This window comes from Streptomyces sp. NPDC060035 (assembly GCF_042736635.1).
Classification (GTDB): Bacteria; Actinomycetota; Actinomycetes; order Streptomycetales; family Streptomycetaceae; genus Streptomyces.
This window is the reverse complement of record NZ_JBHWVO010000006.1, coordinates 235880-258044: the sequence shown is the minus strand read 5'-3', so window position 1 is coordinate 258044 and position 22165 is coordinate 235880. Positions and strand designations below refer to the sequence as shown.

16 protein-coding genes are annotated in these 22165 nt (G+C 69.4%); 5 read left to right on the top strand and 11 right to left on the bottom strand.

Annotated elements, in window-relative coordinates; genetic code table 11:
• The 6 genes from ACFWBQ_RS12505 to ACFWBQ_RS12480 all read right to left on the bottom strand — a co-directional run bounded on the left by ACFWBQ_RS12505 (position 1) and on the right by ACFWBQ_RS12480 (position 7725).
• Complete coding sequence (locus ACFWBQ_RS12505; RefSeq protein WP_385486949.1) at positions 1 to 1986, bottom strand: hypothetical protein; 1986 nt, start codon at positions 1984 to 1986, stop codon at positions 1 to 3.
• A gap of 3 nt (positions 1987 to 1989) precedes the next feature.
• Complete coding sequence (locus ACFWBQ_RS12500) at positions 1990 to 3777, bottom strand: heparinase II/III family protein (protein WP_385486947.1); 1788 nt, start codon at positions 3775 to 3777, stop codon at positions 1990 to 1992.
• On the bottom strand, positions 3765 to 4529 hold the full coding sequence (locus ACFWBQ_RS12495) for an SDR family NAD(P)-dependent oxidoreductase (RefSeq protein WP_385486945.1): 765 nt from the start codon (positions 4527 to 4529) through the stop codon (positions 3765 to 3767). Before ACFWBQ_RS12495 ends, ACFWBQ_RS12500 begins: the two co-directional genes overlap by 13 nt.
• Before the next feature lie 45 nt (positions 4530 to 4574).
• Positions 4575 to 5492 carry a carbohydrate ABC transporter permease gene (locus ACFWBQ_RS12490; RefSeq protein ID WP_385486943.1) on the bottom strand — a complete coding sequence of 306 codons (918 nt, stop codon included), beginning with the start codon at positions 5490 to 5492 and terminating at the stop codon, positions 4575 to 4577.
• The gene (locus ACFWBQ_RS12485) at positions 5479 to 6321 is read right to left on the bottom strand and encodes a carbohydrate ABC transporter permease (RefSeq protein ID WP_385486941.1); all 843 of its coding nucleotides are present in this window, start codon (positions 6319 to 6321) and stop codon (positions 5479 to 5481) included. Before ACFWBQ_RS12485 ends, ACFWBQ_RS12490 begins: the two co-directional genes overlap by 14 nt.
• 135 nt (positions 6322 to 6456) lie before the next feature.
• Positions 6457 to 7725 carry an ABC transporter substrate-binding protein gene (locus ACFWBQ_RS12480; protein WP_385486939.1) on the bottom strand — a complete coding sequence of 423 codons (1269 nt, stop codon included), beginning with the start codon at positions 7723 to 7725 and terminating at the stop codon, positions 6457 to 6459.
• A 225-nt stretch (positions 7726 to 7950) separates the two neighbouring features.
• Here ACFWBQ_RS12480 and ACFWBQ_RS12475 point away from each other — a divergent pair, with 225 nt between their 5' ends.
• Entirely contained in the window at positions 7951 to 9054 is a 1104-nt protein-coding gene (locus ACFWBQ_RS12475; protein ID WP_385486937.1) for a LacI family DNA-binding transcriptional regulator, read from the top strand.
• 121 nt (positions 9055 to 9175) lie between these two features.
• Here ACFWBQ_RS12475 and ACFWBQ_RS12470 read toward each other — a convergent pair whose 3' ends face one another.
• From ACFWBQ_RS12470 to ACFWBQ_RS12460, 3 genes are all read right to left on the bottom strand, one after another.
• The gene (locus ACFWBQ_RS12470; RefSeq protein ID WP_385486935.1) at positions 9176 to 10561 is read right to left on the bottom strand and encodes an endo-1,4-beta-xylanase; all 1386 of its coding nucleotides are present in this window, start codon (positions 10559 to 10561) and stop codon (positions 9176 to 9178) included.
• A gap of 441 nt (positions 10562 to 11002) precedes the next feature.
• Entirely contained in the window at positions 11003 to 11644 is a 642-nt protein-coding gene (locus ACFWBQ_RS12465; RefSeq protein WP_385486933.1) for an SIMPL domain-containing protein, read from the bottom strand.
• Between the two features lie 25 nt (positions 11645 to 11669).
• Positions 11670 to 13520, bottom strand: coding sequence for a serine hydrolase (locus ACFWBQ_RS12460; RefSeq protein WP_385486931.1), 1851 nt, complete (start codon positions 13518 to 13520; stop codon positions 11670 to 11672).
• Positions 13521 to 13794: 274 nt separating this feature from the next.
• On the opposite strand from ACFWBQ_RS12460, the gene ACFWBQ_RS12455 reads away from it, so the two are divergent.
• Positions 13795 to 14904, top strand: a complete 1110-nt coding sequence (locus ACFWBQ_RS12455; protein WP_385486929.1) for a calcium:proton antiporter — start codon at positions 13795 to 13797, stop codon at positions 14902 to 14904.
• Between the two features lie 38 nt (positions 14905 to 14942).
• Here ACFWBQ_RS12455 and ACFWBQ_RS12450 read toward each other — a convergent pair whose 3' ends face one another.
• The gene (locus ACFWBQ_RS12450; RefSeq protein WP_385486927.1) at positions 14943 to 17357 is read right to left on the bottom strand and encodes a penicillin acylase family protein; all 2415 of its coding nucleotides are present in this window, start codon (positions 17355 to 17357) and stop codon (positions 14943 to 14945) included.
• 151 nt (positions 17358 to 17508) lie between these two features.
• On the opposite strand from ACFWBQ_RS12450, the gene ACFWBQ_RS12445 reads away from it, so the two are divergent.
• The 3 genes from ACFWBQ_RS12445 (at position 17509) to ACFWBQ_RS12435 (ending at position 20813) form a co-directional block, all read left to right on the top strand.
• Positions 17509 to 19020, top strand: a complete 1512-nt coding sequence (locus ACFWBQ_RS12445; protein ID WP_385486925.1) for an acyl-CoA synthetase — start codon at positions 17509 to 17511, stop codon at positions 19018 to 19020.
• A 277-nt stretch (positions 19021 to 19297) separates the two neighbouring features.
• Positions 19298 to 19795 carry a sortase gene (locus tag ACFWBQ_RS12440; RefSeq protein WP_385486923.1) on the top strand — a complete coding sequence of 166 codons (498 nt, stop codon included), beginning with the start codon at positions 19298 to 19300 and terminating at the stop codon, positions 19793 to 19795.
• Positions 19796 to 19913: 118 nt separating this feature from the next.
• Positions 19914 to 20813 (top strand): class F sortase, encoded by a 900-nt coding sequence (locus ACFWBQ_RS12435; RefSeq protein WP_385486921.1) that lies wholly within the window; start codon positions 19914 to 19916, stop codon positions 20811 to 20813.
• A 51-nt stretch (positions 20814 to 20864) separates the two neighbouring features.
• On the opposite strand, the gene paaK is transcribed toward ACFWBQ_RS12435, so the two are convergent.
• Complete coding sequence (gene paaK, locus ACFWBQ_RS12430) at positions 20865 to 22154, bottom strand: phenylacetate--CoA ligase PaaK (protein ID WP_385486919.1); 1290 nt, start codon at positions 22152 to 22154, stop codon at positions 20865 to 20867.
• Positions 22155 to 22165 lie beyond the last annotated feature (11 nt).

The window sequence follows — 22165 nt, the reverse complement described above, 5'->3', positions numbered from 1 at the left end:
TCAGCCGACCTTTCCTGTGTACGGCTCCGGCACATCGAGGAGCACGTGCCCGTCCAGCTCCAGACGCGTGCACCGCACGACACACGGCGCAGCGTCGGCGCAGATCAGCACGGCGGCGGCGTCGGCGCTCACCCGTGAGGTACGGATCCGTCGGGCGACGGGAGACAGAAGGACGGTCTCCCCGGCCTCCGTGAACGTGACGCCCCGCCCGTCGAGGCACGCGATCTGCTCGTCGGCCGATGCCCCTTTGGGCGTGATGGCGGTGAGGAAGAGACCGTCCGACGACCGCGGGGCCGTCGAACGCAGTGTGTGCAGTGTCCGCGTGAGACGCAGCTCAGGCGTACTGGACGTCGGATTGGCCTCCACCTCGGTGACCTCGCAGGTGACCGAGGCGTCGTGGGGCGCGAACTGCCGCACGAGGGCGGTGGCCGCGCCCGACCTGATCAGCCGGCTGCCGTCCGGCTGCGGCTCGGTCGGGCGGTCGGTCTGCAGCAGGAACGTCCACCGGCGCTCCTCCTCCGCCTCGGCCAGGTCGAGCAGCACGAGCCGCCCCGACGGGGTGAACACCAAGGTGCGGTCCAGGCGCCGGACGCCGAGCGACGGGTCGTACATCGCGGCAATCTCCGCCGTGGCGTGCGCCCAGCCGGCCTCGGTGTCCACCAGCACATCGCGCTGCCTGGCTTGTCGCTCGTACGGAATGTCCTGGTAGACGTGGTAGCGGCCCTCGTCCGCGTACCCCTGTCCGTCCACCAGCAGCAGATTGTGGTGCGCCGCCCGCTTGCGGTTGCTGTAGCCCTCGTCCACGGCGAGGAACGCCCCTTGCGAGATCAGCACGAAGGACCCCGAATCCGGGTGATGGTGCCCCTGGTTCAGGGTCTCCCAGCCCAGCTCGGCCCGGTGCTTCGCCGAGGTCTCCCATGCGGTGCGGCCACCGCCCGGACTCGCCTTGAACGACACCAGCGTGGCGTCGTCGTCCCATCCGGTGCGGGCCGCGAGCAGGCCGAGATCAGGGAAGTACGCACGGGTCTCGGTGGGCCGGGCAGCCGTTACGGACGGGTCGTACCAGAGGTACTCCAGGGAGGCCTCCGGCAGGATTCCCGGCCGCACCCCGCTCTCCGCCGCCTCCTGCCACAGCAGTTCGCCCGAGGCCAGATCGCCCATCCACTGGGCCTCCGCGATGCCGTACTGGGCGGCGAGCCGGTAGTACAGCCCCGCGCTGTGGCCGCTGCGCCGGTCGTGGCAGTCGCCGTGATCGACGTTGAACGCGAAACCGGGCGCCGTCTGATGGAGCCGGTAGCGGAATGTGTTCGCGAGGAATCCGCCGCGCTCCCACCAGTCGACACCCTCCGCCTCCTTCAGGAGATCCAGATGGATCGCCAGGAAAGGCACCCCGTAGCGCCAGTACACGACGCCTTCGGCATGGGAACCGTCGGCCGGCAGCAGGTCCAGGACCGTGCCGAGGTTGTCCTTGGCGCGTTCGGTCCACTCCTCCTTGCCCAGGACGTAGCCGGCGGTCGCCAGGCCCGCGTAGCAGATCCAGTTGTGGTTCTGCCAGTACGACGACGACCACCAGCGGCCCTCGCTCGCCACCGCGAACTCGTACATCCGGCGGCCCTGCAGCAGCAGCTTGTACCGCAGCAGCGCCCTTACACCGTCCGGCAGTTCGTCGCCCACCCACCGGTAGGCGAGCGACAGATGATGCAGCAGCCAGCCCGCATCCAGGTCGTGGTCCGGCATATGGGCCCGGCCCCAGTGCGGCAGCCGCACCGCCGCCTCGATCCAGCGCCGGCTCTCCTCCAGATGCGCGCTGTCGCCGGTGGTGCGGTACGCCAGAGCCGGGTTGGAGGCGGCGGGGCCCAGCCAGGTGATGCTGGCCAGGGGATGGGTGCGGGGCGGGGTGAGGCCGCGATGACGCGCGGCCTCCTCCCGCAGCCGGACCTCCTGCGCGGGGCGCGGGCCCGGCGGCGGCGTGGCGGAGAGCAGCAAGGCTCAGCCCTCCGTCCGGAAGCGCGCGGTGGAGCCGTCCGCCAGTTCCACCGTCAGCTCCTCGCCGTCGAGTCGCACATCGGTCACTGCAGGACCCGCGGATGCCGCCTGGTACACCGAGGCGAAAGTGACCTGCTGCGCCTCGGCGGTGAAGTCGACCCGGGTGCGCATGCGCTGCGGATCGTCGGCAGGACCGGGGCCCGGCCGGGTCACGGGACGAACCGGCACCCCAGCGGTGTGGGTGTGCCAGCCGTGCAGGGTCTCGTCGCCGTACCAGGTGGTGCGCACGGGACCGGCAGCCTGCAGCTGGATGTCGAGCGCCGTTCCCGGGCGCAGCTGGGCCGTGACCCGGTGCGCCTCCCGGCCCGTCACCGTCAGCAGATCCACCAGGTAGCAGCCGCCGACCGCCACCCGCCGTACCGCGCGCACCCCTTCGTACGCGCTGGTGACCTCGGCCGTCACCGAGGCGGTGTCCGAATCCAGGAGCACCCCGGTGCACTCCGCCTGCTCTTCGCCGTCCACCCGGAACGCCGGATGGGCCTCGGTCGACGCGTACAGATCACGGAACTCGGCGTGCGCGTAAGGCACCTGGCCGGGGTCCGGCTGCCACGGGGTGGTTTCCCCGTACAGGTACAGCGACAGCTTGTCGCGATGTCCGTGCGAGCCGCCGTGCGGGCCGAAGTCCAGCAGCGTGTGGATGCCCGCCGCTCGTACCACTCCGTAACCCGCCGACGGGAACACGGTGACCGCACCGGGCGCCGCCCGGCGGGGGAGCGGTGGTCCGGCGAACCAGCCGCCGAGCTCCCGGTCCAGCCCGTCGTCGTGGTCGCCGAGCTCGGCCCGTGCCCGTACCGCCACCGCTCCCAGCGCCTCGGACGGCACCAACTGTTGTGCGAGCGCAGCCAGTTCGAGCCACTCCAGAGCCAGTGGGCGGCGCAGATACGGGCCGTCGTGCAGTGCGGGAAGAATGCCGCCGTCCGTCGCGATCGCTGCCAGCACGTCCGTCATCCCGGCCAGCACGCCCACCACATCGGACGGGATCGCCGCCGGATCGGTGGAGCGCAGTGCCAGCAGGGCCGCACGCAGGACGAACCCGTGGTAGTAAGTGCTGCCCTCCCACTCCCAGCCGTCCCCGGCGACCGCCACCCGCAGATGTGCGTACAGCCCGTGGTCGCCCTCCAGCCACTCCTTCGCACCGTCCCACTCCCGGCCGCGGACCGCAGCGGCCGCCCGGCTCGTGGCGACGCCTGCCGCGTTCAGCCACGCGGTGTAGTTGGACGCGAGGTGTCCCTGACCGGTCAGCACGTCGCGGGCGTCGAGCGCCGCCTGCGCCAGGTCGTCGAGCAACGGCAGGACCGCCGCCAGCTCCTCGGCGCCCGTCCCGGCGAGCGTGCTCACGGTGTGCCCGATGGTGACGGCCCAGATGGCGTCGGTCAGCGCCTGGTGGAAGAGCCGGCCGCGCAGCATCCACGTCTGCGCCTCGCCGTGCCGCTCCGTGGCGAGACCGGCGTACACGGCGGAGTATTCGACGAGCCGCGCCACCGCCTCTGTCCGCTCGCCGCGATGCGCGAGCACCCGCAGATGCCGCGCCCACGCCTGGTGCGACAGCACCAGCCAGGCGCCGCGCACCGCCTCCGTGTCCACCCGGCAGCCGTGCGCGCAGCGCGCGCCGTCCTCGGGGAAGACCCCGCCGAGGAGATCACCGTGGTCGAGTTCCACCCCGTGCGCCGGGCAGACGTACGCGTGCCACCATCCGCCCCGCTCCCGGGCGATCCGCCTCAACGCGGCCACACGCCACCGTCGATGTCCACCGTGGAGGCGGTGAGGAAACCCGAGGCGGGCGAGGCCAGGTGGACGACGGCGTGGGCGACGTCCTCCGGCGTGCCGGCCCGGCCGACCGGGATGCCGGCCTCCATCGCACGCTGGGCCTCGGGAGCGGTGAACGTCTCGTGGAAGGCGGTGCCCTTGATGAAGCCGGGTGCGACGGTGTTGACCGTGATGCCCGTACCCGCGAGCTCCTTCGCCAGGCCCTTGGTGAAGCCGCGGATGCCTGCCTTGGCGGCCGCGTAGGCGACCGAGCCGGGGCCGCCGCCGTTGTGCGCGGCCAGGGACGACATCGTGATGACACGCCCGGCAGGGGACTGCGTCAGATACGGCAGCGCTGCCCGCACCGTGCGGAACGTCGACGTCAGATTGACGGAGATGACCTGGTCGAAGTGGTCGTCCGACATGTCCGCGATCTTCTCGCGGCCGATCAGATGTCCCGCGTTGCAGACCAGGACGTCCAGACCGCCGAGGAATCCGGCGGCCTCCTCGACCAGCGTGTCCACCTCGCCGCTCAGGGTCGCGTCGGCCTTGAACGCCTTGGCCCTGCGGCCCAGCGCCTCGATCTCGGAGACCGTCCTCGCGGCCTCCTCGGCGGAGGAGTGGTAGTGGACGGCGACGTCGGCGCCGGCCTCCGCCAGGGCGACGGCGATGGCACGGCCGATGCCGTGGCCCGCTCCCGTCACCAGTGCGCGGGAGCCGTTGAGTTCAGCAGACATGGGTGGAGCCCTTTCGGTGACCGGCCCACGAGGGGCCGGAACCGGTCACTTGAGACCGGCGGTTGCGAAGCCCTGAACGAAGTAGCGCTGGCCGATGAGGAAGAGGACGACCATGGGAAGGGTGGCGAGCGTGGTGCCGGCCATCAGGAAGTGCCACTGGGTGCCGTTCTCCGTCTTGAAGACGGAGAGTCCGACCTGGATCACCCGCATGCTGTCCGTGTGGGTCACCAGCAGCGGCCAGAGGAAGTTGTTCCACGAGGACTCGAAGGTCAGCAGCGCCACCGTGATGAAAGCGGGCTTGACCTGTGGGCTCATGATCCGGGTGTAGATCCGGAACTCGCCGAGCCCGTCGAGCCGGGCCGCCTCCTCCAGCTCCACCGGCAGGTCCAGGTAGAACTGCCGGAAGAGGAAGACCGCGAACGGCGTGACGGCCCCCGGGATGATGAGCGCCCACCAGCTGTCCAGCCAGCCGCTGCCGCCCTGGCCGAGGATGTCGTTCCCGCCGGCCAGCGGCATGAAGCGGACGATCAGGAACTCGGGCAGCACCTTGGTGTACGTGGGGATCATGAGGGCCGCGATGAAGAGATAGAAGATCATCTCGCTGCCGCGGAACCTGATGCGCGCCAGGGCGTATCCCGCCATCGACGCGATCAGCACGTTGAGCACGGTGTGGCTGGTCGCGATGAGGAGACTGTTGCGGGCGTACGTGGCGAACGGCGCGGCCTTCAGCGCGTCGGCGTAGTTCCCGAACTTCCAGTGCTCCGGAAGCAGTCCGGCATCCTGCGACGCGATCTCCACGGGCGTCTTGAGTGAGGTGAGCACCATCCAGACGAACGGCACCACCATCAACAGGGAGACCAGGGACAGCGTCACGTAGAGCGCGATCCGGCTGCCGGAGATCGGCTTCTTCTCGGCCACGACCCTCGGAGCGGGTGCCGGCTTCTGCAGCTCAGCTGTGGCCACGACTGCCTCCCATGATCCGCTTGTTGACCAGGGTGAAGCCCATCAGCAGGACGAAGAGCACCAGTGACTGTGCGCTGGCGTAGCCGACACGGAATTCCCTGAAGGCGGACTTGTAGATCTCGTACGTCATCATCGTGGTGCTGTTGGCGGGGCCGCCGTCGGTCAGGATGTAGATCTGGTCGAAGGACTGGAAAGCGGTGATCATCGAGGTGATCAGCACGAAGAACGTCGCCGGCTTCAGCAGCGGCAGCGTGATCGAGAAGAACTGCCGGACCTTGGACGCCCCGTCCACCGACGCCGCCTCGTACAGCTCCTTCGGCAGGGACTGCAGCGCGGCGAGATAGATGAGCATCTTCATGCCGATGCCCTGCCAGATACCCACCAGGATCACCGAGGGCATCGCCCATGTCGTCGAGGAGAGCCAGGCGGGCCCTTCGATGCCAAGGAACGACAGCAGGGCGTTGAGCAGTCCGTTTCCGGGGTTGTAGATCCACAGCCAGACCAGGGCGATCGCGACGGTCGCGGTGACTTGGGGCAGGAACACAGCGGTACGGAAGATGCCGCGTGCCTTGAGACCGGTATGCAGAGCCAGTGCCACCAGCAGGCCGAGCGCCATGCCGAAGGGCACCGTGAAGAACGTGTAGACAAGCGTGTTGCCGATGGACTTGATGAAGACCGCGTCGTCCAGCATGTCCCGGAAGTTGCCCAGACCCACGAACTCCGGCGCCGTCAGCACGTCGTACTTCGTGAAGGCCAGGGCCACCGAGACCACGACCGGAAGACCGATCCACAGCGACGCGTGCAGCAGCGCCGGCGCCACCATGAGCATGCCCGCACGGCGCCGACGGCGTCCCGGGCCTGTGGGGACCCGGCCGGAACGTTTCGTCCTCGGTGTCTCGGGAGAGGAAGGCGGCCGCGCCGGCCGCGCCTTCACTACGGATGTTGGTGGCACAGTGTCGGGTCCTTACATCCGGCCGATGGCGGCCTCGGCGAGACGGCCGAGCTCCGCGATGGCGTCCTTCGCGGACTGACCGCCCACGATCGCGGGCTCCAGCGTCGGCTTGATCTTTTCGCGGATCTCCATCCAGGCCGCGGTGCCGCCCTCCGAGACGGCGTGCTCCAGGTTCTGCAGGGAGAGATCGACGAACTCGTTCTCCTTGACGTACCCGGACTCGTTGAGATCCCGGAGACCGGGTACCGAGCCACGCTGCTTCGCCGCACCGAGGATCGAGTCGGGTGTCGCGAGGTACTCGACGAGGGCACGGGCCGCGGCCGGGTGCTTGGAACGCGCGGACTGGGTGACGAGCGTGCCGCCCTGGAGCATCGCCGGCCTGCGGTTGGCCAGGACGAACGAGCCGAGCTTGTCGCCCTCGATGAGCTCCGGGTTCTGCTCCTTGGCCTGCACCCACAGGGCGCTCGTCGACATCATCATCGACGCCCTGCCCGTCTGTACGTTGGACGGGGCGCCGGTATCCGTCTTCTTCGCGTAGTCCGCCGAGCCGTCCTTGACCAGGTCCTTGAAGAACTGCAGGGCCTCGACGCCGCGCGCATCGGTGAACAGCACCTTCTTGCCGTCCGAGCTGAACAACTGGCCGCCGTTGGCGAAGAGGAAGGTCTCCCAGCACTGGCGCAGCTCGATGGAGAACGGGTCGAATCCGACGCGGCCGGCCTTCGTCAACTGCTTCGCGACGGCGCGCAGCTCCGCCCAGTTGGCCGGGGTCTTCTTGATCCCGGCCGCCGCGAAGTGGTCCTTGCGGTACACGACGATGCGGGTGTCGAGGACGACGGGGAGCGCGTAGAGCTTGCCGTCGTAGCGCGACGGTTCCAGCACGCGCTTCTCGTAGTCGTGTGCGGTGGCGAGCGCCTCCGGAAGCTCGGCGATCGCCTTCTTCGCGGCGAACGGAGGGATCCAGCCGACGCCCATCATCAGCACGTCGGGCAACAGCCCGCCCGCGAGACCGGTGGTGATCTTCTCGTTGAGCTGGGTGTACGTGGTGTAGTCCACGTTCACCTTGACGTCCGGATACTTCTTCCGGAACCCGCCGAGGATCTCCTGCTCCAGCAGGATCTTGCCTTTCGCACCTTCGTAGATCGGGGTGAGCAGCGTGATCTCGCCCTCGGCGGGGCCGTCGGCCGAACCGGCAGCCGTGGAGCCGCCGCCACAGCCGGCGAGGGCGGCAGCGGCGGTACCCGCGCCGATGGCAGCGAGCACAGATCGTCTGTTGAGTTCCATGGGACACCCCTTTTGAGGTGGAGTCAGTGGATCGATCCAGCGACTACTCCCCGGACATGGCTGGGAAGTACTGGTAAATCGATGCACTGATGCTAAGAACGTCTCGAGAGTGGCGTCAACAGCTGATGCGCAAGAATTTTCAGGGATGTTAACGGGTGTACCGGTGGAGCTCGTTCAGTAAATCGGTACACTAAGCGCAGCAGTGCGTTCCGAACCGGAGGTGGCATGAGCGGGGTAACGATCCATCAGGTCGCGGAGGCAGCAGGAGTCTCCGCGAGCACGGTCTCCAACGTTCTCAACGGACGTACGGACCGTATGCAGGCGGCCACCCTGGCTCGTGTGGAGCAGGTGATAGAGCAGCTCAGCTACCGGCCCAACCGGGCGGCACGCATGCTGCGCACCGGCCGTATCAAGGTCATCGGCCTGATCGTGCCCTCGGTCGCCAACCCCTTCTGGGGGGCGCTCGCGAGAGAGCTGGAGGCCATCGCGCTGGCCGAGGGCTACCACGTACTGCTGTGCAACAGTGAGCGTGATCCCGCCCGTGAGCTCAAGTACGGGGAGGAGTTGCTCGCCGACGGGGTCAGCGGGGTGGTCCTGTGCTCCTCCCTGCCCTCGCTCGACCACGTTGCCCCGCTGCTCAGCAGGGGACTGAAGATGGTCGCCTTCGACCGCACCGCGCAGGCGGGCGATCCGGCGTCGCTGTCCAGCATCAGTGTGGACAACGCCATGGGCGCCGAGCTCGCCACCCGCCATCTGATCGAACTGGGCCACCGAAGACTGGCGTTCGTCTCCGGGTCGGTCAACAGCGTCAACCGCCGCGAGCGACTGCGCGGCTTCCGGGCCGCGCTCGAATCCGCGGGCCTCGACCCGGCAGACGCGATCGTGTGGCCCGGCGCGGACACCACCGAATTCGGGGACAAGGACGCCGCCGAGCTGGGCCGGAACGCGGCCCGGGAACTGCTGTCGCGGCCCTGCCCGCCCACCGGCTTCGTCGCGATCAACGACATGTGTGCGATCGGCATCTGCCGTGGCGCCAAGGATGCCGGGCTCCGCGCGGGGCGGGACGTCTCGGTGGTCGGGTTCGACGACATCCTGCTCGCCGATCTCTTCGAACCACCGCTGACCACGGTCCGCCAGCCGCTTCCGGAGATGGCGGCCGAGACCTTCCAGCAGCTGCGGGCCCGGATCGACTCGGCCCCGGCCGCCGGACGGTCGCTGCTGATCAGGCCCCGGCTGGTGATACGGGAATCGACGGCACCGGCGCCGGCGACGCCCACTGTGCCGGCACCGTCCACCGCTCCCGCCCTCGCCGAGGCCCAGGTGTATTGATCAAGTAGCGGCGACGGCGAACCGCCCCGCCAGGTCTCGGGACCGGGCGGGGCGGTGATGAGGAACGGGACGGGTGGGTGCGGGTTTCACGCGCCCCGTTCCGGCCGGTGGCCGACTCCGGTCAGGAGGCGGTGCAGGAACCGACTGTGGGCGCAGAGGTGTTGCCGTTCGTCGCGACGGTGAACCCGAAGCTCGTCGAGGCACCCGCGGCGAGGTTCCCGTTGTTGCTCGGCTTCACGGTCATGACGTTTCCGCTCGTGTCCCAGGTGGGCGAGCCGTTCCAGGTGGCGTTGACCTTCTGCGGCGAGGCCACGGTCACCGGCACCGACCACGTACTGATGGCCGAACTGCCGGCCTTGATGGTCACCTGTCCGTTGTACCCGCCGTTCCACGTGGCGGTCTGGGTGTATGTGGCGGTGCAGCTGCCGGAGCCGCCACCACCGTCGTCGCCACCGGTGGATCCGCCGAGCGCGGCGAGCACCGCGTCGTACGCCGGCTTCTTGTTGTAGCTGCCGTCGAACAGGAGCGGGGTACCGCTGCTGCGCCACGAGTACTTGTCCGTGACACCCCAGACGGTGATACCGGTGCAGCGCGACACGGCCAGGCAGGCGTTCACCACCTTGGTGTAGTTGGCTGCCTGGGCCGAGCCGGAGCCCTCGATGTCCAGCTCGGTGATCTGCACGTCGACGCCGAGGGCGGCGAAGCGCTGAAGGTTGGCCTGGAAGTCGCTGGGTACGGGGGAATTAGGGTTGAAATGCGACTGGAAGCCCACGCAGTCGATCGGCACACCGCGCGCTTTGAAGTCCTTGACCATGTCGTAGACCGCGTTGCTCTTCGCGTTCTGGCCGTCGGTGTTGTAGTCGTTGTAACAGAGCTTGGCATTGGCGTCCACCGTGCGGGCGGTGCGGAACGCCTCCTCGATGAAGCCGCTGCCGAGCTTGTCCTGGAACGGCGAGCTGCGCCGCGCCCCGCTGCTGCCGTCCTGGTAGGCCTCGTTCACCACGTCCCAGGAGTGGATCTTGCCCTTGTAGTGCGTCATCACCTGGGTGATGTGGTTGTTCATCGCTGTACGCAGATCGGCGGTGCCGAGGCCCCCGACCCAGCTCGGAAGCTGGGAGTGCCACACGAGTGTGTGGCCGCGGACCTTCATGCCCTTGCTCTGGGCGTGGCTGACGATCTGGTCGGCGTTCGAGAAGTTGAACGAGTTGCGGGTGCTTTCGAGCGCATCCCACTTCATCTCGTTCTCGGGCGTCACCGAGTCGAACTGGGCATCCAGCGTGGACGCGTACTGCGCCTCGCTGAGATGATTGGCGGCCACCGCGGTGCCGAAGTACCGGCCCTTCGCTGCCGCGGCGTTGCCGAGCGTGCCGACCGCCTCGGCCGTACCGGCGAGCGATACCACGCCTGCCGCGGCGAGGACGCCCGCAGTGATGAGCGAGACCGCCCGTCTGGCACGGGCCGGCAGGTGTGGACGGGCGGGAGTGTCGCCTGGGGAATTCTTGGCCATCACGTTTTCCAGCCTCTTCTTCCGGTTGCCGGGCGGATCGAACAGGGCGCCCGGACAAGGTGGTTCGGACACTTCGAGGTGCTGTGCAGCCGTCGTGGGTGCGCCCGGTGGGTGCACCCACGGCGGGAAGGCGAGCGTTGGAACTGGGGCGCGAAGGAGAGTATGCGCTCAACGTGACGGGCCGTCAACGCTACATTTCCGAAATATTTCCGAGCGAATAGCCGCTCATTTGATAGCGGGTGGTGATGCGACCTGCACAGACGGTGTGACTCCGGTGCGTATCGGATCTCATCCGACACGGGCTCTCGTAATCACGCTCGAGCATTACGAAAGACGTTCATGGATGGTTACGAAAGTTTCGACACCCCAATGACGGAGCGCGGACCGCCCCTCCGGGCGGCCCGCGCTCGCTGTTCGTTTCTCTCGCGCCGTAGCGCGCACTCAACCGCTGCTGAGGGAAAGCCCGATCATGACGCCCGCCGATACGGATACCCTGCCGGGCGTCAGGTCGCCCTCGCCGCCGCCGCTCTGCTGGCTGTGGCCGCGGTAGTTCTGCATCTGCTCGGAGTCCACATCCTTGATGTGGATGACGGGCCCGAGCCGCACACCGGCCGCCTCGGCATACAGGGCGGCCTTCTCCCGTGCCGCGGCCACGGCCGCGGTACGCGCCCGGGCGCGCAGCTCCTTCTTCGTGCTCACATCGAACTCGACGCCCTTGACCTGGTTGGCACCCGCGTCGACGACATCGATGAGAACGGTCTCCAGGATGTCCAGTTCCCGCAGCTCGATCACGAACGAGGCGGTGCACTCGTAGCCGAGGAACTTGCGCTCGTTGCCGTAACTCCACTGGGAGGACAGGTTGAGCCGTGATGTCGACACGGCGGCCGCGGGCACTCCGTGCCCGCGCAGGACCTCCCGAATGCGGTTCACACCGCTGCGGGTCGCGGCGAACGCCTCACCCGGCTTGTTCCTGGTCTGCTCGATCGCGACGCGGAGGCGTGCCAGGTCGGGTGCGGCGTCCACGCTCGCCGCCCCGAACACCGACACGCCCCACGGGGCATCTATGGACTGGGTTCCGTTCATGCCGTCATCCAACCAGCCCCAGCGCTCAGTCGGCGGAAGGAGCCCAGCCCGTCGCCTCTATGCGGCCGGAGTCGCCGGGCCTGTCCCCGTCGAAGAGCGTGCGGCTGCCGTCCCGGACGTGTACGCCGTCGACGTACGCACCGCGCCCGACGTACAACTGGTCGGTGGTGTAGCGCCATCGAAGCAGGACCTCCGTGCCGCGCCAGGCGGCCAGGTCCGCCTCGAGACGATGCCAGACCCGGCCCGACCAGCCGGACACCGAGCCCTCCGGGTGCGGCTGGGGCTGCGGGGGCCGCGCTCCGTGCGCCGGTACGGTCGTGAACGGCACGGGCTGCCACGTCGCCCCGGAATCCGACGACGCCTCCAGGCGCAGGGAGTCCGAGGCCGGTTCGGTGTCCCACCAGAGCGCACAGCTCAGCACCGCGTGCGCGGACGCCGTACGCAGCGCGGGCAGCGTGAGCGTGGCAGTCGAGGCGCTCTCCATGCCGGAGAACCAGGCGGTACGGCCATGTGCGGGACGGACCGGCACGGCGCGCGCCATCCGATTGGCCGCGGCGACCCGTGGCGCACTGCCCGAGCGCCAACTGCGCACGGGGTGCACCGAGTTGCCGAGGACGATCAGGAACGAGTCCGTCGTCGGATCGAGGACCAGGCTGGTGCCGGTGAACCCGGTGTGGCCCGCGGTGCGCGGCGTGGCCATCGCACCCATGTACCAGTGCTGGTAGAGCTCGAAGCCCAGACCGTGCTCATCGCCCGGGAACGAGGTGTTGAAGTCGGTGAAGAGCAGCTCCACCGAGTCCTCGGACAGGATCCGGGACCTGCCGTAGACACCCCCGTTGAGCAGCGTACGGGCCAGGACCGCCAGATCCCAGGCACAGGAGAAGACCCCGGCGTGCCCGGCGACCCCGTCCAGGCTGTAGGCGTTCTCGTCGTGGACCTCGCCCCAGACCAGCCCGCGCTCCAGACCCGACCAGGGCAGCCTGGCGTCCTCGGTGGCGGCGATCTTAGGCTTCCAGGAGGCGGGCGGGTTGTAGCGAGTGCGCTGCATCCCGAGCGGAGCGGTGATCTCCTCGCGGAGCAGCACATCCTGGGCGCGGCCGGTGATCTTCTCCAGGACCAGCTGCAGCGAGATCAGATTGAGGTCGGAGTAGAGGTACTTCGTGCCGGGAGCGGAGGCCGGCACTTCGTTCCACAGCAGCTGGAGCTTTCCCTCCCGGGTCGGCTCCTTGAAGAGGGGGATCCAGGCCCGGAAACCGGACGTGTGTGTGAGGAGCTGACGGATCGTGACGTCCTGCTTGCCGCCACCGGCGAAGTCCGGCAGATACGAGGCGACCGTTGCCTCCAGCTCCAGCGGACCCCGCTCGATCTGCTGCACGGCCAGGATCGAGGTGAACAGCTTCGACACCGAGGCCAGATCGAAGACCGTGTCCTCGGCCATCGCGATCTGCTGTTCCGCGGGGAACTCCACCCCGGTGTCGGTCTTCTCGTCGTACGCCGCGTAGCGCACCGCCTTGCCGATGGGCCGGTGCAGGGCCACGGTGCCGCCACGCCCGGCGAGCAGCACGGCCCCCGCATACCAGGGATGCTTGGGGGAGTCGGCGAGGTACGTTTCCGCGTCGGCGACGAGCCGGTCGAGCGGCTCGGACAACAGCCCGGCGCGCGCAGCCGAACCGCGGCGCAGTGTGGGTCTGCCCTGCCCCGGCCTCATATCCGTACCAGCTCCCGGCTGTGTGCCCCGCGCTCCGTCCCCGCGCCCGGCGGCCACCGCTGCTCCCGCGAAGGGCATCGGTGCGAGCGCGAGGGCTCCGCCCAGTGCCAGTATCCCGCCGCCCAGCCTCCGACGGCTCATTCCCCTGCCCGACACGTCCCCAGCCATCCGGAACCCCTTCCCCTGATATGGAAAGCACTTGCGCGAAAGTAACTTTCGAAATCTCGTCCGAGCGTGAAACTTCCTGCCGAAGCAGAGATTACTGTCACGCCTGCCGTCCCGTACGCCTCTGACGGACAGAAGAATCTGACGTGACATCAGGAATTCTGGGTGTACGGATGGTGATGCATTGGCGATCGCGAAGCCTGCGGCCCCTGCGTCCTGCCCGCACGCTGCGCCGTCCCACCGAGCGCCCCGGTGCCACCTCTGGCAGCCTGTGGCCATGAACGCGAGCGCAACGGTCCGGGCCCTGGTCACCCAGTGGACCGTTGCGGTACCGGTGATCGCGTCGGTCGCGCTGGTGCTCAGCTGGGGCCGCGAACTACCCCCGACCGCCGTAGCCGTGGTCGCCCTGTGCCTCGCGGGCGCGGTGCTCGCCGCCGTCCACCACGCGGAGGTGATCGCGCACCGGGTCGGTGACCCCTACGGCTCGCTCATCCTGGCCGTCGCCGTGACCGTCATCGAAGTGGCCCTGGTCGTCACTCTCATGGTCGACGGCGGGCCCGAGGCTTCGTCCCTCGCCCGCGACACGGTCTTCGCCGCCGTCATGATCACCTGCAACGGTATCGTCGGCCTCTCCCTCCTGGTCGGGGCCGTCCGTACCCGGGTGGCCGTCTTCAACGCCGAAGGCACCGGCGCCGCGCTGGCGACCGTGGCGACACTGGCCACCCTGAGCATGGTCCTGCCCACGTTCACGATCGGAAAGCCCGGCCCCGAATTCTCCTCCGCCCAGCTCGGCTTCGCCGCCGTCGCCTCGCTCCTGCTCTACGGACTGTTCGTCGCCGTACAGACCGTTCGGCACCGCGAGTACTTCCTGCCGCTCACCCAGGACGGCCGGCCACGCACGGACCTGGACGACCCCGCGCTGCTGCCCGGGCGGGGCGCAACCGTGCTCAGCGTGGTCATGCTGCTGGTGGCGCTCGTCGCGGTCGTCGGCGATGCCAAGGCCGTATCACCGACCGTCGAGTCGGGTGTCGAGGCCGCCGGGATGCCGCAATCGGTGGTGGGCGTCGTCATCGCGTTGCTGGTTCTTCTGCCGGAGACCCTCGCCGCCGTACGGGCGGCGCGGCGCGAGCGGGTGCAGACCAGCCTCAATCTGGCCCTGGGCTCGGCGATGGCCAGCATCGGCCTCACCATCCCGGCCATCGCACTCGCCTCGATCTGGCTGGAGGGACCGCTCCACCTCGGTCTCGGCGCCACCCACATGGTGCTGCTCGCCCTGACCGTCGTCGTGGGCGCACTCACCGTCGTACCGGGGCGCGCCACGCTGCTTCAGGGCGGGGTACACCTCATCATCTTCGCCGCGTTCGTCTTCCTGGCGATCAGCCCCTGACGCGTCCTGCTGATGCGTCAGGGGCTGAGACGAAGGCCCTAGCGCCCCTCGTGGACCCGCACCACCCGCAACGCAGGTGAGCGTGCGATGTCCTTCTCGCAGAACCGCGACGTCACCCAGCGCTCGCCCGAGTACAGCCGGGTCTGGTCGCTGAAGTGCGCTGACGCGGGGTTCGACGACTGGGAGTACGTGAGCAGGGTCCGGGCCACCGGACACGGACTGCCGTCCCAGCCGACCACCTGGATGTAGCTGGAGCCGGCCGATACCTCGGTGTAGCCGCCGCCGGCGGCATTCCACACGGATTCGGTCTTGTTCCAGACGCCGAGCGACTCCGTGCCGCCGCCGACCGGGATGCGCTTCCCGTTGCGTACGACGAACTGATGACGGCCCAGCGGTGCGTCCAGCGGGATTCCCGCCCCCCGTAGCTCCGCCACCGCATCGGCCAGCGCCGCGGCGACACCGGGCGTCGAGGCGTTCAGGGTGTTCGGGGTCCTGACCGGATCGGCAGCGGAGAACGGCACCTTCCACAGCCTGTCGGCGGGGACCGCCGCAGTTGCCTTGCGCCAGAAGCGGTCGAAGAGCAGGGCGCCCGCGCTGCCGGTGTCCATGGTCCGGTCCCAGCGCTCCAGCACGCCGCACGCCGCCGACACGTCGACGGGCGAACCATCGGTGCCGGCCGCTGTGCCCCCCGGCAGCGCCGAGCAGGCACGCGCCAGGTCACCGGCCGCCAAGTCACCGGCGGGAGCCCGGTTCGCGAACTGCTGACGCTGCAGATCACCGACGGTCAGCCGGCCCATCTCCGCCATCGAGGACACGTCCTCGAGCGCACCGCGGGTACGCATGGAGCGCGGTGTGCCGACCGTGCCGAAGACACGCTCGTAGCCGGTCAGCGGGCTGTCCGCATGGGTCAGCCAGGCACTGTCGTTGGAGTTTTCCACGTACGGGGCGTCCTTGAGCACCGGCATCCTGCCCGGCCCGAAGATGCCCGGCTGGAGTGCGTCCGGGTCCGATCCGAGCGTGCACTCGCTCCTCGACCCGTCGAGCACGGCAAGTCCCGAGGAGGGGTAGGTGGCCTTTCCCAGGGCGGTGGAGCAGCGCTGGGCCAGGTCGTCGGTGATCCTCGGCAGCACCTGGGACTGGGAGAAGAAGGAGTGTCCCCTGGAGTCGGCGGCGACGGTGTTCACCCACGGCAGACCCTGGGTGCGGCGCAGCGCCGACTCGATGTCCGCCGTACTGCGCGCCCTGCTGAAACCGAGCGAGGTGTCCGAGGCGCGCAGGTTCGAGGCGTTGGGATCGTTCAGCGCGTACGCGGTCGTCGCCGTCCAGGGCAGGGGCAGCCCCGCCCCGAGTGAGGTGACCACGGGGCCGTAGCGGGTCCACCACTGGCTGCGGGTCACCGGGGCGGCGCCCTTCACCGGCACCGTGACCGTCCGCTTCGTCATCCGCACGCTCCGGCCGTCCACCAGGTAGGCGGTCGGATCGGCGGGATCGAGCGTCAGCTGATGCAGATTGAGCGTGACGCCCGTGGCGACGGTGTGGCTCCAGGCGATGTTCCTGTTGTGCCCGATCGACATCGTCGTCGAGCCGAGCAGGGAGCCGCCCGCCACATCCAGCTCGCCCGGAATGGTCTGCTGGGACTGCCAGAACCGGCGCCCGCCCTGCCACGGGTAGTGCGGGTTGCCGATGAGCAGCCCGCGCCCGCCGGCCGTCGTGGAGCCGTTGAAGGCCACGGCGTTGGAACCCATGTCGGCGTTCTGCGTGGACAGCAGCTGCTGCGCGGCACCGGCGGCCTCCTCGGGCGACACACCCGGGACGGCCGGGACCGAGGACGGCGGTTGCGCTGCCGTGATGCCGTCGATGCCACGGCCCTGTCCGCCGAGCACCGAGATCGCGAATCCCCGCACGGCCACGTCCAGCGCGGTGACGGGCCGCACCCAGGAGGCGCCCCGGCAGGCCGGATCCGTGATCCGGTTCTGCTTGATCCACGCGTTGTACCCGGCGGCCCAGCCGCGCATGGTCTCCTTGACGTCGTGGCTCGGACCGGTCGGCGCCGGGACCTTCAGGAGCTTCTGGACGGTGCCGCTCCCGCGTACCCCGCGGAAGTACAGATCACTGGAGAGATTCTTCGTCGCCGAGGACAACGAGCCGTCCGGGGCGGCATCCTGGCCGAAGTGCGCCGACCGCTCGCCGCGCACCGTGACGAATCCGTCGGCCAGTACGCACACCTGGTCGGCGGCCTGCGCCCAGCCGTTGCCGAAGCCCAGGTCCGCATAGTCCTTCGCCACGATGTGCGGGATGCCGTATTCGGTGTAGCGGATGACGGCGGACAGCCCGCCGCCCGAAGGACGGTGATCGGGCGAGGTCCGGGCCGCGGCATCGGGCAGCGACGCCGCGGCGGTGAACAGTGCGAGTCCGGACACCGCGAGAAGTCTCAGACGGTTACGGAGGGGCAAGGGTCCTCCCAACTGTGCGGGTGGGAAAAGCGGTTGCCAGGGAGTCCCGGGCAGCCAAGCGTCACTCAGTCAGCCCACCCGTGCACCTGTCAACCGTCTGGTCGGTATCCGGGCTCTTGACCCTCGGCGGCCGGCCGCCCAGGATCACGCCATGACAGGTGTACGCAGCAGCACAGTCGACGGTGTCGTGGCGCGCAGCGCCCGGCGCTCCCCCGAGCACATCGCCGTCCGCTACGCCGGGCGGTCCTGGACCTACGCCGCCCTCGACGCGTCCGTCAGCACGGCCGCGGCAGTCCTGACCGGCGCGCACGGACTGCGTCCCGGTGACCGGGTCGCCTCCTTCGCCCACAACTCCGATGTCTACCTGATCGCCTATCTGGCCTGCGCCCGGGCAGGGCTGGTCCATGTGCCGGTCAATCAGAACCTCACCGGTGACGACCTGACGTACATCCTCGAACAGTCCGGCAGCTCCCTCGTCCTCACCGATCCCGACCTGGCCCCGCGCATCCCCGACGGACACGCCGTACGCGCACTGCGCGACGCACCGGACTCGCTCCTCGGTGAACTGGACACCCCGCGCCCCTTCACCCCTGAACGCGCGCCCGGCGCCGACGACCTGGTCCAGCTGCTGTACACCTCAGGTACCACGGACCGGCCCAAGGGCGCGATGATGACGCACGGCGCCCTGGTCCACGAGTACGTCAGCGCTGTCACCGCGCTCGACCTGCGCGCCACCGACCGGCCCGTGCACTCGCTGCCGCTCTACCACTCCGCGCAGATGCACGTGTTCCTGCTGCCGTATCTCGCGGTGGGCGCCGAGAACACCATTCTCGATGGCCCGGACGCGGGACGGATCTTCGACCTCATCGAGGCAGGGCAGGCGGACAGCCTGTTCGCCCCGCCCACCGTCTGGATCGGGCTCGCCAACCACCCGGACTTCGGCGTGCGGGAGCTCGGTGCCCTGCGCAAGGCGTACTACGGCGCCTCGATCATGCCGGTACCCGTCCTCGAGCGCTTGCGCGAGCGGCTCCCCGGGCTGGCCTTCTACAACTGCTTCGGGCAGAGCGAGATCGGCCCGCTCGCCACCGTGCTCGGCCCCGACGAGCACGAGGGCCGGATGGAATCGTGCGGGCGGCCCGTGCTCTTCGTCGAGGCGAAGGTGGTCGACGAGCACGGCAAGGAGGTACCCGACGGTACGGCGGGCGAAGTGGTCTACCGCTCCCCGCAGCTGTGCCAGGGCTACTGGGACAAGCCGGAGGAGAGCGCCGAGGCGTTCCGTGACGGCTGGTTCCACTCCGGCGACCTCGCGGTCCGCGACGCGCAGGGCTACTTCACGGTCGTCGACAGGGTGAAGGACGTCATCAACTCCGGAGGCGTGCTCATCGCCTCGCGACAGGTGGAGGATGCCCTCTACACCCATCCCTCAGTGGCCGAGACGGCCGTCGTGGGGCTGCCCGACGAGCGTTGGATCGAGGCCGTCACCGCGATCGTCGTACTGCGTGGCGAGGCCACGGAGCCCGAACTGATCGCGTACGCCCGCGAGAAGCTCCCCCACTTCAAGGCCCCGAAGAAGGTCCTCTTCGTGGACGGGCTGCCGCGCAACGCCAGCGGGAAGATCCTCAAGAGGGAGCTGAGGGACCGGTTTTCCGGCACGGGACCCTGAGGCCGGGGGAGTAGGCGCCGCCGCTTTTCGGGGCGATCGGTCACCGGCCGCGCTTAGCCCGTTCGCCGTCCGCACGTCGGTTCCTCCGCCGTTCCTGCCTTCGCATCGGTGACCTGCGCAAACGATCACGCAGGGGCGGCGTCCTACGCCTGCCCGGGTGACGTATACGGCGACATGTCATGTTGCGGATGTGACGGACTGTCGGTTGCCTCGGGAGGGGAGCACAGCAGAGGCGCCGCGCAGCCAGGCCGGACCCTGCTCCCGTAGGAGGATCCTCATGCGCAACACACGCGTCGGTGCCGGTATCTGTCTGATCGTCGCTGCCCTCGGACTCTCGGCCCCGGCCGCGGTTGCCGCCCTCGGCCCCGCCGCGGAGCCGAGCATTCGCATCAGCCCACGCAGGGCGACGCCCGGCTCCGAGGTCACGGTCAGTACCAGGTCCTGCGGCAAGGAGACCTACGGCAAGGGCACATCGGAGGCCGGAGGGGCGTTTCACCTCTTCGCGGGTAAGCGCGAGGGCACGCTCGTCGGTGTGTTCAAGATCCCGGAGGGAACCGAACCCGGCACGGACACCGTGACCGTGAAGTGTCCGCCACGGATCTTGATCACGGATACGTACAAGATCACCCACCGCGCCCCCAGCGGCGGTGTCGATGCCGGCTTCGGGGCCCCCACGGACAAGGGCACCCAGCTCGCCGCAGGAAGTGTGCTGCTGGCCGGAGCGCTTGGCGGAGGTGTGGTCAGGATGCGCCGCCGAATGAGCGTCGGCGTCTGACGGCGCTTCGGCCCCGACCGTGTTCCGGCCCTGACCGCGGGCCCCCGGATGCCGTACCGGCCCGGGCGCCCGCGGGCTCCCCCAGCAACCCACCCGCTGCGAAGCAGAGGCACACGAGATGGAAACCGGGCGCAGGTCCAGCACGTCACCGCAGTCGTTCCCCGCGGTCAAGCATCTTGTCTGGGCCCTGGTCGCGGGCACCGCGCTCGTGATGAGCGGAACGCGTGACGACGAACCGCCGCAGCCGTCGACCGCCCAGGCCATCGTGGCTCCCGCACCCCGCCGCAGCGCTCCGGCGGCGCCGGCCGTCTCCCCTCCCGCGCGGCCGGCGATCTCCCAGGCCTACACGGCCCCGGTAGGTGTCACCCGCGCAACGCCTGCCTACGTGAGCCCCGCCCCCGTACCACCGGAGCTCGCACCCCGGCCACCCGTACGTCCGGCCCCCCTGCGCCCCGTGCCGGCCACGCCCGCCGCGGCGACTCGCGCCCCCGCGACTCCCGCCCCGGCGCCGCCCGTTCCCAGCCGCACCGCCCCGGCCGCGCTGCCCGCCGTCGACCCGCTCCCGCCGTCGGATCCGATCCGGCTGCGGATCCCCGACGCCGGCGTGGACGCCCCGATGGCCCGGCTGGCCCTCGACGCGGCGGGGGCACTGCAGCCTCCGCCGGACGACAACCCCTTCCTTGCCGGCTGGTACGCCGACGGCACCGTTCCCGGCTCCGTGGGCACCGCCGTCACCGCCGGGCATGTGGACACCCGTGTCGGACCTGGTGTCTTCAACCGTCTGGGATCCGTCCGCAGGGGCGCCGCGATCGAGATCATCCGGGCGGACCTGCGCACCGCCGTGTTCACGGTCTATGCAGTCGAGTCCTACGACAAGAAGAGCTTCCCGGACAAGAAGGTCTACGGCCCGTCCGCCCGGCCCGAACTCCGGGTGATCACCTGTGGCGGGGTCTACACCAAGAAGTCGGGGTACCGGAGCAACGTCGTGGTCTTCGCCGCCCTGACGGCGACCCGCTGACCGGTCGGGCCCGCTGACCGGTCGGGCCCGCCGACCGGTCGGGTCCGTGCCTCAGGTGGCGTCCCTGAGGTCGATGATCCGCTTGATCTTTCCGACCGATCGCTCGAGTGTCTCCGGATCGACGATCTCGACCCCGACCGTCACACCGACCCCGTCCTTCACGGCCGCCGCGATCGACTGCGCAGCGGCGGTACGTTCGTCCGTCGTCGCACCGGCGCGCGCCTCGGCGCGTACCGTCAGCGCGTCCAGGCGGCCCTCGCGGGTCAGCCGCAACTGGAAGTGCGGCGCCACCCCCGGTGTCCGCAGCACGATCTCTTCGATCTGTGTCGGAAAGAGGTTCACCCCGCGCAGGATCACCATGTCGTCGCTGCGCCCGGTGACCTTCTCCATCCGGCGGAAGACCCGCGCCGTACCGGGGAGCAGCCGCGTCAGATCACGGGTCCGGTAACGGATCACCGGCATGGCCTCTTTGGTGAGCGAGGTGAAGACCAGTTCACCCTCCTCCCCGTCCGGCAGCACCTCACCGGTGAACGGATCGACGACCTCCGGATAGAAGTGGTCCTCCCAGATGTGCAGGCCGTCCTTGGTCTCCACGCACTCCTGCGCGACACCCGGGCCCATCACCTCGGACAGCCCGTATATGTCGACCGCGTCGATGGCGAACCGCTCCTCGATCTCCCGGCGCATCTGCTCGGTCCACGGCTCGGCGCCGAAGATGCCGACCTTCAGCGACGTCGTACGGGGATCGACACCCTGGCGCTCGAACTCGTCCAGCAGGGTCAGCATGTACGAGGGCGTGATCATGATGATCTCGGGACGGAAGTCCTGGATCAGCTGAACCTGGCGTGCCGTCATGCCGCCGGAGGCGGGAATGACGGTGCAGCCGAGGCGCTCCGCGCCGTAGTGCGCCCCGAGCCCGCCGGTGAACAGCCCGTATCCGTAGGCCACATGGACCTTGTGGCCCGGACGTCCGCCCGCGGCCCTGATCGACCGGGCGACCACATCAGCCCAGGTGTCCAGGTCCCGCTCGGTGTACCCCACCACGGTCGGCCGGCCGGTGGTCCCGCTGGACGCGTGGATGCGCCGCACCCGGTCCTCGGGGACGGCGAACATCCCGAAGGGGTAGTTGTCGCGCAGGTCGGCCTTGACGGTGAACGGGAAACGGGCGAGATCGGCGAGCGAACGGCAGTCCTCGGGCCGCAGACCTGCCTTGTCGAAGGCCGCCCGGTAGAAACCGACGTTGTCGTACGCGTGCCGCAGCGTGGCCCGGAGCCGCTCGAGCTGCAGCGCCTCCAGCTCGTCGCGGCCGAGCCGCTCGGCCGCGTCCAGCAGAGCCGTCATGCGGATGATCC

Bases quoted from the DNA above. Each gene is read 5' to 3' on its own strand.
- paaK (WP_385486919.1), bottom strand. From the start codon at position 22,154: ATGACGGCTCTGCTGGACGCGGCCGAGCGGCTCGGCCGCGACGAGCTG.
- ACFWBQ_RS12445 (WP_385486925.1), top strand. From the start codon at position 17,509: ATGACAGGTGTACGCAGCAGCACAGTCGACGGTGTCGTGGCGCGCAGC.
- ACFWBQ_RS12465 (WP_385486933.1), bottom strand. From the start codon at position 11,644: ATGAACGGAACCCAGTCCATAGATGCCCCGTGGGGCGTGTCGGTGTTC.
- ACFWBQ_RS12470 (WP_385486935.1), bottom strand. From the start codon at position 10,561: ATGGCCAAGAATTCCCCAGGCGACACTCCCGCCCGTCCACACCTGCCG.
- ACFWBQ_RS12495 (WP_385486945.1), bottom strand. From the start codon at position 4,529: ATGTCTGCTGAACTCAACGGCTCCCGCGCACTGGTGACGGGAGCGGGC.
- ACFWBQ_RS12460 (WP_385486931.1), bottom strand. From the start codon at position 13,520: ATGGCTGGGGACGTGTCGGGCAGGGGAATGAGCCGTCGGAGGCTGGGC.
- ACFWBQ_RS12475 (WP_385486937.1), top strand. From the start codon at position 7,951: ATGAGCGGGGTAACGATCCATCAGGTCGCGGAGGCAGCAGGAGTCTCC.
- ACFWBQ_RS12485 (WP_385486941.1), bottom strand. From the start codon at position 6,321: ATGCTCATGGTGGCGCCGGCGCTGCTGCACGCGTCGCTGTGGATCGGT.
- ACFWBQ_RS12435 (WP_385486921.1), top strand. From the start codon at position 19,914: ATGGAAACCGGGCGCAGGTCCAGCACGTCACCGCAGTCGTTCCCCGCG.
- ACFWBQ_RS12440 (WP_385486923.1), top strand. From the start codon at position 19,298: ATGCGCAACACACGCGTCGGTGCCGGTATCTGTCTGATCGTCGCTGCC.
- ACFWBQ_RS12455 (WP_385486929.1), top strand. From the start codon at position 13,795: ATGAACGCGAGCGCAACGGTCCGGGCCCTGGTCACCCAGTGGACCGTT.
- ACFWBQ_RS12480 (WP_385486939.1), bottom strand. From the start codon at position 7,725: ATGGAACTCAACAGACGATCTGTGCTCGCTGCCATCGGCGCGGGTACC.